Origin of the sequence: Weissella sp. LMG 11983 (assembly GCF_025908495.1) — a bacterium.
Taxonomy (GTDB): domain Bacteria; phylum Bacillota; class Bacilli; order Lactobacillales; family Lactobacillaceae; genus Weissella; species Weissella fermenti.
This window is the reverse complement of the sequence record NZ_JAOZFD010000001.1, coordinates 1,694,497-1,707,440: the sequence shown is the minus strand read 5'-3', so window position 1 is coordinate 1,707,440 and position 12,944 is coordinate 1,694,497. Positions and strand designations below refer to the sequence as shown.

Genomic DNA, 12,944 nt, shown 5'->3' with positions numbered 1-12,944 from the left:
GTTAATTGTCTCCTGGGTGATTAGCTTCCCACGCCGTTAAAGGTGCTGGGAACTTCTGTAGTGCTGTCGGAATCTCACGAACCGACGCAAAATTATATTTGTCTAAAGCCGCTGGCAGTTCATCTACTAGCTTGCTGATGAAGAGTGGGTCCTCAGCATTCATTGCGCCGATTTGCACAGCAGATGCGCCGGCCAACATCAATTCCAGGGCATCATCCATTGAGCGGACACCGCCAACCCCAATGATTGGAATATCAACAACTGACGCCGCTTCCCACACCATGCGGACGGCAATTGGATGAACTGATGCGCCCGAGATGCCACCCGTACCACGGTAAAGACGGACTTGGCGTGATGCAATGTCCAAACTCATTCCCACCACCGTGTTAATCAACACTAACCCGTCGGCACCAGCGGTTTCAACCGCCTTGGCAATTGGCTTAATGTCAGTAACGTTTGGTGATAGCTTGGCATAGAGTGGTTTATTCGTGACTTCACGAACTGCAGCCACAACTTCAGCCGCGCTATCTGGATCAACGCCAAATTCCATACCACCCTTATCAACATTTGGGCAAGACAAGTTAAGCTCCAACGCCTTAATATAATCGAATTTATCAAAGACCTTTGCCAAGGTACGATACTCGGCCACCGACTCACCGGCGATTGAAATCATCACTGGCAAGTCTGGCAATTGCGTTTCCAACTCAGGCAGAATCTCAGTTGCTACCTTATCCATCCCCGGATTAGCCAACCCAACCGAATTCATAATGCCGGCTTGGGTATTGATAATCCAAGGTTGTGGGTTACCACGACGTTCATCAACCGTTGTGGTCTTCAACACCAACGCACCCATCTTGTTCAAATCAAAATCCATCATGTGGTCAAGCCCGTAATAAAAGGAACCTGATGACGGCATGAATGGGTTCTTCAAATCCAAACCTGGTAGTTGTACTGCAAATCGATCTTCAGTCATGATAAATTCTCCCTCTTTCTATATGTATCCCAGCCGTAGCCGGGTATTTTTTATCTGTTAGTCCATTGGCGTAACAGCGAATGATTGTGATTCCAAAACGCTCAACAAGGCCGCCACCGTATCGAATGCCGTAAACAATGGCACTGCATTTTCAATGGCTGCGTTACGAATCAAACGACCATCTGACATCGTCGTTCCGTCTTGACGTGTGGTGTTCACAACGATTTGTAGCTTACCTTCACGCATCGCCGTAACGGCATTGTTATCAGTTTCGCTAATCTTATCTAACACCTCAACACGCAAACCGTTCTGCGCGAAGAAAGCGCCCGTTCCAGCCGTGGCAACCAGTTGGAACCCAAGGTCATCGAAGCGACGTGCCAAGGACAAGGCTTCACCCTTGTCTTCGTCAGCAACAGTGAACAGCACGTTACCAAACGTTGGCACCTTCACGTTTGACGCCACAAACGCCTTGTACAATGCCTTTTCAAACGTTGAATCTGATCCCATCACTTCACCAGTTGACTTCATTTCTGGTCCAAGCAATGAGTCAACATCTGGCAACTTCGTGAATGAGAAGATTGGTGCCTTTACGTGAACTGTCTTCGGCTCAGGCACGACACCCGTTTCAAAGCCCATGTCGGCCAATCGCTCACCTAACATGACGCGCGTTGCCAATTGTGCTAACTTCAAGTGCGTCACCTTTGAAATGAACGGCACTGTACGTGAGGCACGTGGATTAACTTCGATAACGTATGCTGTATCCTCGTGAATAACGAATTGGACGTTCATCAAGCCGACCGTGTTCATCGCCTTTGCCAAGTCGATTGACGCAGCCACCATTTCATCCTTCACCTTTTGTGAAAGCGTTTGGGCTGGATAAACTGACATTGAGTCACCTGAGTGCACCCCGGCACGCTCAATGTGTTCCATGACACCAGGAATAATCACCGTTTCACCATCTGACAAAACATCGACTTCCGCTTCTGAACCCATCAAATATGAGTCAATCAAAACCGGATGATCATTTGAGACTTGCACCGCACGTCCCATGTAATCCGTCAATTCGTCTGGGTTCGTCACAATTTCCATGGCGCGACCACCCAAAACGTATGATGGACGCACTAGGACTGGATAACCAACTTCATCCGCCGCAGCCAATGCGCCAGCCACAGTCGTTGCTGTCTTACCAACTGGTTGTGGCAAACCAAGTTGCTTAATAACTTGGTCAAACTCTTCACGATCTTCAGCTCGGTCTAGGTCCGCAACCGTCGTTCCCAAAATTTGCACGCCATGTTCAGCAAGTGGTGCAGCCAGGTTAATCGCCGTTTGACCACCGAATTGCACGACAACACCCTTTGGTTGTTCCAAATCAATCACGTTCATCACATCTTCCAACGTCAAAGGTTCGAAGTACAACTTATCTGAAACTGAGAAGTCAGTTGAAACCGTTTCTGGATTTGAATTCATGATAATAGCTTCGTAGCCTGCCGCTTGAATCGCCTTTACCGCGTGCACCGTCGCATAATCAAATTCAACACCTTGTCCGATACGGATTGGGCCTGATCCCAGCACGAGGACGCTTTCCTTATCCGTTACAACTGATTCATTTTGTTGTTCATAAGTTGAGTAGTAGTACGGCGTTTGTGATTCAAACTCAGCCGCCACCGTATCAACCATCTTGTAGACTGGCTGGAGTCCCATCGCTTGGCGCATTGCGCGCACTTCAGCGACTGTCTTGCCCCAGAAACCAGCAATCGTCTTATCTGCGAACCCGTTACGCTTGGCCAATTCAAGCGTGTCAGCATCCCCAACGTTTTGCTTCAACGCTTGTTCTAGCTCGACCAAGTGCAATACCTTATCCAAGAAGAAATAATCAATCTTCGTGCGGTTGTGGACATCATCAATTGACACACCGCGGCGGAACAAATCTGCAATCATGAACAAACGATCATCACGCGCTGGCATCAACGCATCTAGCAAATCCGCATCCGTCGTGTTATCAAACGTGATGTCGTTCAAGCCCGTTGCACCAATTTCTAGTGAACGAACGGCCTTGTTCATGGCTTCCTCGATGTTACGACCGATGGCCATAACTTCACCAGTTGCCTTCATTTGCGTTCCCAAACGACGGTCAGCTGTTGCAAACTTGTCGAATGGCCAGCGTGGAATCTTAACGATAACGTAGTCCAAAGCTGGTTCGAACTCAGCCATTGTCGTACCCGTTACTGGGTTAATAATTTCATCCAACGTCAATCCCACCGCAATCTTGGCTGCCATCTTGGCAATTGGATAACCCGTTGCCTTTGACGCCAAAGCAGATGAACGAGATACACGTGGGTTAACTTCGATAATGTAGTACTTAAACGATTCAGGATCCAAGGCCATTTGGATGTTAACGCCACCCTCGATTTTCAAGGCGCGGATAATCTTCAAGGCCGCATCACGCATCATTTGTAACTCGCGGTCAGCCAACGTCTGTACCGGCGCAACCACGATTGAATCACCTGTGTGAATCCCAACTGGGTCAAAGTTTTCCATCGAAGCCACAATCAAGGCGTTGTCAGCGGCATCACGCATCACCTCGAATTCAATTTCCTTGAAGCCGGCGATTGAACGTTCAATCAACACTTGCGTAACCGGTGACAATTCCAATCCATTTGCTGAAATTTCAACCAATTGTGCGTGGTCATTGGCAATACCACCACCAGTTCCACCTAGCGTGTAGGCTGGACGGACAATCACTGGGTACCCGTGCTCGTCGGCAAACGCCACGGCTTCTTCAACTGTCGTCGCAATCGTTGACTCGGGCACTGGCTCATTCAAGCGATCCATCAAGTCCTTAAACTCTTCACGATCTTCAGCTTCTTGAATGGCTGATAACTTCGTTCCCAAAAGTTCGATGTTCAACTCGTCCAAGATGCCTGCTTCAGACAAATCCTTGGCCATGTTCAAACCGGTTTGACCACCCAGCGTTGGCACGATTGCGTCAGGGCGTTCCTTGCGCAAAATACGTTCCAAGAATTCCAATGACAATGGCTCGATGTAAACCTTATCTGCCATCTCAGTGTCCGTCATGATTGTCGCTGGGTTTGAGTTAACCAAAACGACTTCATAACCTTCTTCTTTCAATGACATCGCTGCTTGCGTGCCTGAGTAGTCAAATTCAGCCGCTTGTCCAATGACAATTGGTCCTGAACCGATAACCAAAACCTTCTTAATGTCCTCGCGCTTAGGCATGTGCCGCCCCCTTCTTCTCTTCAGCAATCATATCCAAAAATTGGTCAAACAAGTATTCAGCATCGTGTGGTCCAGGCGCAGCATCTGGGTGGAATTGCACTGAGAATGCTGGGCGGTTCTTCAAACGAACGCCTTCAACGGTGTGGTCGTTAATTTCTTCGTGTGTGATTTCAAGGTTCGTCCCAACGATTGATTCAGCTGAAACAGCGTATCCGTGGTTTTGTGACGTGAAGTCAACACGACCGTTCGTGAAGTTGCGCACCGCGTGGTTAAAGCCACGGTGACCAAACTTCAACTTGTACGTTTCTGCCCCGTTAGCGAGTGAGAATAGTTGGTGACCCAAGCAAATTCCCATCAATGGCAAACGGTCTTGCAACGTACGAATGACATCTAAGACGCCTTCAACTGATTCAGGATCACCAGGTCCATTTGAAAGCAACACGCCATCTGGATTCGTATCCAAGATTGTCTTTGCGTCAACGTCAGCTGGGAATACCATGACGTTCACACCGCGCTTAGACAAAGCACGAAGAATTGAATTCTTCAAGCCAAAATCAATCATCGCAATTGAGACACCTTCAGTTGGATTCACATAAGTCGTCTTTGTCGTTACTTCGGCAACTTGTTGATTTGAAAGTTGCGTTGCTTGCAAGTCAGCAACCGTTGTCTCTGTTACTTCGTCAACGATTGTCGCCTTCATAACACCGTAATCACGAAGTTCCTTCGTCAAAGCACGCGTATCAATGCCCGTCAAACCAGGCAAATCCATTGCTTCGGCCCATTCCGCAATTGACATTTGTGATCGCCAGTTCGATGGGCGACGCGCAATTTCGTGTGTAACAATCGCCGATGCGGCGGGCTTCAATGATTCGAAATCATCACGGTTAATCCCGTAGTTACCAATCAACGGGTACGTAAACGTCAAAATTTGACCGTGATAAGACAAGTCCGTAATTGATTCTTGGTAGCCTGACATACCTGTGTTAAAAACCAATTCTCCAACAACCGGATTCAATGATCCGAACCCCTCGCCGGCATACACTGAACCATTTTCCAAAACCAGATAGCGCTTCATGTTCTTCCCCTTATGCTTCATAAACAACGTCGCCGGCAACTACCGTCAATACTGTTTGTCCGTAAATTGTTTCCCCGATAAATGGTGTGTTCACACCCTTTGATACAAATTCATCTGCCGTAATCGTGTGGGCTGTCTCTAAATCAAACAGTGCCAAGTCTGCGATTTCACCGACGGCAAGTGTCGTTGGCGCCGGCAAATTAAACGCCTTGGCTGGTTGCGTAACCATCCAGTTTAGTAACTGTTCCAAGCTCGCAATGCCCGGCTTAACCAAGTGCGTGTATAGCAATTGGAAACTCGTTTCAATGCCAGTAATACCAAACGCAGCCCCAACAAATGAACGTTCCTTCTCTTCAACGCTGTGTGGCGCGTGGTCAGTTGCAACCATATCAATCGTGCCGTCTAGCAATCCCGCGATTACAGCAGCGCGATCTTCTGGCGCACGTAGCGGTGGGTTCATCTTAAACAAGGCGTTATCACCGTCAATGTCATTTTCATCCAACAACAAGTGGTGTGGTGAAACTTCCGCTGTCACCTTCACACCCATTTGCTTACCCATTCGCACTAAGGCAACTGATTCCTTTGTTGACAAATGAGCGACGTGGTAATGCACACCAGCAGCCTTAGCCAATACCAAATCACGCGCTAGTTGTGAAGATTTAGCCAATGGGTCGATCCCAGGTAGACCAAGTTCTTCAGAACGCTTACCGAGGTTCATCACCCCACCGTTCATCAATGATTCATCTTCCAGGTGTGCCACCAATGGACGGTCAACTGATGCAGCCGCCTTCATTGCTGTTAGCATCGTTGCTGCCGTTTGAACACCCTTACCATCATTCGTGAAGGCGATTGCACCAGCATCAGCCAACGCTTGGATGTCGCTCACATCATCTGATGTCAAACCTTCTGAAATCGCAGCGTATTGTTCGATGTGTACGACACCATCACTCGCATTTTTAGCTTGGATTTGTTGGAACGCTGAAACCGTTGCTGGTACTGGATTCAAGTTTGGCATTGCTGCTACTGTCGTAAATCCGCCACGTGCTGAGGCTTTTGACCCAGTTGCGATTGTTTCCTTATATTCAAATCCCGGCTCACGGAAGTGTACGTGAATATCAACCAAACCAGGCGTTAGCAAAGCACCCTTTGCATCAATTACGCGGTCAGCTTGTGCTTCCAAAACCACATCAATTGCTGCAATTTTGCCATCTTCAACCAATACATCTTGGTTAATCAATTCATCATCATGTGACACAACTTGTGCGTTCTTAATTAGCAAACTTGCCATTTTAATTCTCCTCAGTTAAAGCGTTCAATATCGCCATGCGGGCATATACGCCGTTCGTCATTTGTTGGAAGATACGTGACTTGCTAGCCTCAACCAATTGATCCGCAATTTCTACCCCGCGGTTAACCGGTGCTGGGTGCATCACGATTGCCGAATCCTTCAAAGCGTTATAGCGTTCCTCTGTCAAACCGTATTCAAAGTGATATGTAATTGGTGAAAAGTCGGCATTTTCAACAGTCGCAATGCGTTCGTGTTGCACACGTAGTAACATCACCACGTCCAAGTCAGCTAAATCATCATCAAATGTTGTGTACGAGCCGAACTGGTCAAAATCTGCTGGATACCAGTCTTCCGGACCAGCAAATGAAACCGTCGCGCCTAGTCGTTGCAAAATTTCGGCATTTGAACGTGCCACGCGTGAGTGTGATAAGTCCCCAACAATGCGGACCTTCAATCCGTCGAACTTGCCAAACTCTTCATAGATAGTGACCAAGTCCAACAAACTTTGCGATGGGTGTTGACCATTACCGTCGCCAGCATTAACAAGCTGTGGCATGTAAGGTGTTGCTTCCTTAATCAATGGCGCATACCAGTCATTAATCTTGTGGCGCAGGACCACAACACTTACCCCAATTGCCCCCAACGTCTTAAGCGTATCGCTCAGGCTCTCACCTTTTTGTGTCGAGCTAGTTTGTGGGTCAATCATGACCTGATGCCACCCCAGGTTCGTTTCTGCTACCTGGAAGCTCGAATGCGTGCGTGTTGAGTTCTCAAAAAATAGATTGGCGACCAATCGATTTGACTGTTCAACTTCCTTTGATCCGTTCTTATAAGCCAACGCATCTTCAATCAAAGCCATAATCGTTTCGGTTGGTAAATCGTTCAAGTTAACAAAATGCCGCATGTGCCACTCCTTTTTCTGCAATAAAAAAGCCTCGTGAATCCAGTGATTCACGAGGCTGTGCTTCTGATTAGTCTGGTGGTAGTCCTTCCCCATGCGAGTGTTGAAATTCCCCTGTACCCCTAATCAACGCAACCCTTTGTAGCCTCACGGGACTAAAAATTTAAAAGGTTATTTGTTGTTGAAAATACTATAGCACGGGCATTTCATGACGTAAATATGACTTTTTACCAATCAAAATTTCATAAAACGTTTAACGTGTTGCTATGATAGCGCTCTTGCTTTTATTACAGTTTAATTACATTTTACTAATTGAGTTAAACGCTTCTTTTTGTTTAGTTAAATGGAGATGGTTGTGTGTGTCCGTCCTAACGGCCGGAGTGCTTGGCCCCTTCTAGGGCACGCTAACACGTACCGACCATGACCTGCAGGGAGCGGAGTCCACGCCGTTGGCGCGTACACCTTTACCTCCCGTGGCTCTAAGCGGGAAACCCGCTAAGATCCCACACCTGCGGGTCAAGGTCAGTACGTGTCTATACGCGTGGCGGGGCCAAGCACAGCAGCCGAGCAATACTCTGATTGTTTGATTTTCATCTACTACAAAATAATAGGTTGAACTGTTCACCCATTGGTTTTCCAGTAGATGTAAATCCATAACAGACTATCACATCTCGGCTGCTGTGGCTGGGGGCGCCCCGCGTATAGAACGAGGAGTGGCTAAATATGTGGCAGTAGCACTTAGCGGTTTTACCGCTTAGTGCTACAAGGGGTAAAGGTGTACGCGGCAAAGCCGTGGACTCCGCCCGCCACTATTTTGACACTCCTCGTTTAGCGGGCCAAAAGAAGCCCCCAGCCACTCCGGCCGACAGGACGGACACAAACCACCCACCAACGAAAAAACACCACAATCCGAAGATTGCAGTGCTTGTGATTAGCTAATTTGTGCTTCTTGTTCACGGGCCATAAAGACGTCGTCGTTGACGCGAATCATGTGTCCACGCAATTGGAACTCTTCAGCGCCCTTTGAGATAAACTTGGTCAATTGCATCTTACCAACGTGGAGGTACGCAGCTAGTTCTGCTTGCGTGCGGAAACGGTGTTCACCGTCGACTTCATAACGCCACTCGTTGGCTGCATTTTGCCATTGCTCATGTGCCCAGGCCACAACTTCAGGGTGATCCAAATCACCACCGTACTTGGCTGCGCGCTTCATCATCTCAGGAATCCAGTTCATGTCTCCACCTCTCACTTTCTATCTCTTCTTTTCTCACAGTAGCTGTTGGTCTAAAACCCATGACCTCAGTCAGGCGTAAGACCAACGACGCACCTGATAAACGCTACTTGATCACGTCGGGAGTCAAAAACCTCCGACATTCTCAGTCTGCTTTATCGTTTGCCCCTTGGCTATGATGTAAGATTAAGACATAAGTGCAGGTATCAACCCAAAAGTGCCAGAATTGACACAAATATCGCAACTTTTTTTATTCGTCAAGCGAATCGTTTTGTGTTTGATCAATTCCGTTAACCAAATTGAAGTGATGACGAAGCGTATCAGCAATGAAATTTCGTTCGTTTTTAAATAATTGATTCCCTGTTAAACGCTGATAGTCGCAGACGAAATCCTCAAAGGCTGCTAAACCAACCTCAGGATAATCGAAGAACATTTGATAAACCCGATAAACATCCAGACGCCAACGCCAGGTTGCAAACGCGAAAATGCGTGGGTCACGTTGGACTTCGCCTTCTGCGATTTTTAGAATGCGGTCAAATGCTTCGCGATTGTCTTCAAGCAAATACTTCAACAACACAAACTCAGCATTATTTAAGATTGAACTAATTGGTGCACGGAATACCTGACGATTATGCATATACTCATCTGCAATCCCGAGTCGCTTTATGATTAACTCAACATCATCTAAATCAACAAACGAATAAGTCACCAGGCGGTGTTCTGCTTCGTGCCATTCATCCAAATGTAATAAGTAGTCTGTAATGGTTTTTGCTAAATCGATTTGGATAATGCTCGTTGGATCAAAATCCGACAGTTGCTGATTCACATAGATTTGGAATTCCAACGCCGTTTCGTAATCAGCATGATTACCGGTGCGACCGTACTCAGCCAGGGCTTGTTCGGCCACAGTTTGATAGTCATACGGATTAACATCAAAGGCTGCAAAACGATTTTTCGCCTTCGAGTTCGGATTCACTTGGAAAAACACCGTTAAGTCTGCTGGTAATAATCGCAGGTACTTCATCATATCGAAAAGGTCTTCCAACCGAATCGCCACTTCCTGATGCATAATGCGGTATAACTTCGAACGCGTCACCCCGTACTGTGTTAGCTCGCTACTATTGATGTGCTTGCCTTTAATTAAGTACCGTAAGGCAACCCCGAAACTAGCAGCCATTTCAGCCTTAGGTAATTCGTCATAGGTTGTCGAAAACATGCTTGGTGCATCGTGCTTCATGTGGTGTCGCTTCATTGTGAGCGCTTGCCAAAGTCCTGGAAATGACATCGTATCATATGTCATTTTAACTTCCTGACTTCCTCGCTTAACGGCCACCGCAACCCACTCTGCAAATTGACGCTCAGCAGCTGGACTGTTTTCAATATAATAAGACTTCAGCATCTTCGCGAATTGGCGTAGCATAAACAACTCAACATTTGATGGTCGCGCTGGCTGGTTTATAATTGCATCCAACACAAACAACATCGTCGGTAACGACTTCAGCGTTGGGCGCATCAAATGTACGAGCGCGTAATAATGAATACGCAAAATGGTTAGATAAATCGGCATCGGCATGTACCCAGCGAATATCCCAATACTCTTAGTGAAAATCTCGTACATTCGATAGAATCGCTTTAGGGTCAGCTTATCCGCAATAATTGAAAACAACTGAATTTCAAAAAACGTAAATAGTTGATAATCTTTCAGCTCTTCATAGATAGCTGTCACGAACGGTTTGCAGTCTACTTCCTGTTTGTGCGCAATCAGATATTGAAACGCCAGATTGTATTGGTAATACGCCACCAGCTGCGTTCGCTGATATTTTTCCCACAAGGCTTTTTGGTAAACCTCTAGTTCAGTTAACGTCAAATCACGGGCGCGCAGTAAATTCAACGTGAACGGCGCCTGCACAACATCAGTATCTACAACTAATTCGGCAAATGAAATCGTTAGCACATCCATCAAAATCTGCAGATCACTGATTGCCAAATCACGTTCGCCACGAATAAAAGCAAAATATTTACTTTTCGAAATGCCGTTATCCACAATCGTTTGGACAGAAACATTCTTGTTCTTACGAATTTCATTAATCCGTTCGGCAATCATCTGCGTCATGGTGGCCACTCCTTTCATCATTTCCTTCATGATACCCACAAACTATGAAAAAAGCGGGCGATTTTGTCTCATTTTTGACACTTTCCGTTAAATAGGACTTTTAGCTAGCTATACTAATAGCATCAAAAGAAAAGAGATGAGGATTTTCATGAAGAATTTGATGCCAAACTGGATGTTGACACAAATGCCCGCCACTACGCGCGCAACATACGAAGCACACGTTGAGACGACTAAGAAAGCCTTGAAGAAGTAGCAAAAACGACCCACACAAATCTGTGCGGGTCGTTTTTTAGGCTAGGCCATATATGTCATTAATGTCGTTAAGCAATACTTGGTATCGAGACGTGATGAACGACTTGCCTGTTAGCATCTGGTAATCCGTAAAGAAACGTTCTAACTGTCGCATCGCTTCAACGGGATCATCAAAAAATGTCGCATACAAATTATTCACCGCCATACGCGTGCGCCAATTTGCCCACTGCATAATTTTACTGTCGCCAGCAGCAGCACGGTTCATAACGGTCAAAATCTTCTCAAAACGTGTTTGATCTCGCTTGAGTAGTGCCTGAATCAAGACCGGCTCCAAATCATGGAGCACCACATTAAGCGGCGTACGGAAGATATCGCGATTTTCCACGTGACGACTTAAAAACAGCGCCCGGTAAATAACATCTTCAATATCCTCGCAATCCAGCATTGCCCAACGCGCAACACGGTGATCAGCTTCCTGCCAAACTTGTAGACTATCAAGATAGCCTTGCACGTCGCGTGCCAGCTGGCTGGCTTCATCAGACAGTAACCATTTATCTACTAAATGTTGCCCTGCTAAGCCACGATAGGTAAAACTATTCAGCAAGTGACGCGGATTTTCAGTACGTTCATACGCATCTTCTTCTGTTTGAATCATCGTTTTAAAATCATCAGCCGTGCAAGCGGCAAACGAGTCATTCCAGTCCACGCCAGGGGTCCGAACGGTTAGCTTGGCATATACCGTGATATCAGTTGGCTCAACCCGTAAGATATGCATCATCTTAAGCATTTCCGTCAACGTCATTAATTCCGGTTGGTCAACAATCGTATCCAATCGTTGCTTAGAAATACCGAAACCCAGTAACTCATCTTTGGAAATCCCTTTCACAGCACAAATATGAGCCACGCTATCACGGATATTTTCATTCAACGAGACAAACGTTTGGTCTTCATACGACTTTGTAAACAAACTCTTGCCATCATTCTTCAAGTGACGACGCTTAGATGTGACCACTTGCCAAATGCCAGCCAAATCAAATGTCATCTCACCAAATGACATTAACGCAACCTGTCGGCGTTGTGCCGCTTCAATGAATATCCGGAACTCATTTTCCGCATGAACAGGATTGCCAAAGAAATATTCTTCTAGGAGTTCGGCATAATGAGCCAGCATGCGCAATTCCAAGTTACCTGCGTTATTCGGTTGCTTTGAAATGGCATGCAAAACAAAACGCATTGTCTCAACCGAATTCACTGAGTCATGAATCAACAACACCAAGGCACGATAATGAACGCGCAGCACAAGCTCACCGACCCGTTGTGGAATGTAACTCGTGAATTCCGGGACGCTGCGAATAAAAATTTCATACAGCGGGTAGAATTCAGACGCCCGCAACACTGGTGCGAGCTGTGAAAATACCTGCATTTCAAAATGAGTAAACATCTGATAGCGCGAAAGCTCAGCCAAAATAGCATCTAGCGGCTCACGATATGCCGCCTGCACACGTCGCTTATGCAAAACATCGAACGTCAAAGCGATTAGATGAAAGCCCTTGTAACCAGTATCACGATACTCTTGTTCTGTCTTATCCCGCTTCTGTGCCAGTTCTTCCGCCGACATTGTTTGCGCGCCATCTAGCTGTACACCGTGGGTATCATCCCATTCATCCGTGTTGATCCACAACTCCGCAAATGACATCGTCAACAAATCAAGCATCGTTGTGATTTCCCCAAGCGTAATGTTGTCATTACTATGCACAAACTGGCGATAGCGATCAGCCGAAATACCATTTAGGGCAACAGTTTCAAGCGAAACGTGCTTGGCATTTCGAACCGTATTTAATTTTTCAACAATTGTAGCCAAGTTACACCCCTCC

General features: G+C 46.5%; 8 protein-coding genes. All 8 read right to left on the bottom strand.

Annotation, left to right across the window (positions count from 1 at the left end; genetic code table 11):
- Position 1 precedes the first annotated feature (1 nt).
- Positions 2-973: a dihydroorotate dehydrogenase gene (locus OIT45_RS08520; protein ID WP_199404214.1), complete on the bottom strand. Its 972-nt coding sequence runs from the start codon at positions 971-973 to the stop codon at positions 2-4.
- A 57-nt stretch (positions 974-1,030) separates the two neighbouring features.
- The gene (carB, locus tag OIT45_RS08515) at positions 1,031-4,210 is read right to left on the bottom strand and encodes a carbamoyl-phosphate synthase large subunit (protein ID WP_199404215.1); all 3,180 of its coding nucleotides are present in this window, start codon (positions 4,208-4,210) and stop codon (positions 1,031-1,033) included.
- Positions 4,203-5,285 (bottom strand): carbamoyl phosphate synthase small subunit, encoded by a 1,083-nt coding sequence (locus OIT45_RS08510; RefSeq protein WP_199404216.1) that lies wholly within the window; start codon positions 5,283-5,285, stop codon positions 4,203-4,205. Before OIT45_RS08510 ends, carB begins: the two co-directional genes overlap by 8 nt.
- A gap of 10 nt (positions 5,286-5,295) precedes the next feature.
- Complete coding sequence (locus tag OIT45_RS08505) at positions 5,296-6,573, bottom strand: dihydroorotase (RefSeq protein ID WP_264330104.1); 1,278 nt, start codon at positions 6,571-6,573, stop codon at positions 5,296-5,298.
- 1 nt (position 6,574) lies between these two features.
- Positions 6,575-7,477: an aspartate carbamoyltransferase catalytic subunit gene (locus tag OIT45_RS08500; RefSeq protein ID WP_199404218.1), complete on the bottom strand. Its 903-nt coding sequence runs from the start codon at positions 7,475-7,477 to the stop codon at positions 6,575-6,577.
- 928 nt (positions 7,478-8,405) lie between these two features.
- The gene (locus tag OIT45_RS08495; RefSeq protein WP_135798240.1) at positions 8,406-8,708 is read right to left on the bottom strand and encodes a hypothetical protein; all 303 of its coding nucleotides are present in this window, start codon (positions 8,706-8,708) and stop codon (positions 8,406-8,408) included.
- A gap of 247 nt (positions 8,709-8,955) precedes the next feature.
- On the bottom strand, positions 8,956-10,818 hold the full coding sequence (locus OIT45_RS08490) for a helix-turn-helix domain-containing protein (protein ID WP_199404219.1): 1,863 nt from the start codon (positions 10,816-10,818) through the stop codon (positions 8,956-8,958).
- Between the two features lie 289 nt (positions 10,819-11,107).
- Entirely contained in the window at positions 11,108-12,931 is a 1,824-nt protein-coding gene (locus tag OIT45_RS08485; protein WP_199404220.1) for a hypothetical protein, read from the bottom strand.
- Between the last annotated feature and the right edge of the window lie 13 nt (positions 12,932-12,944).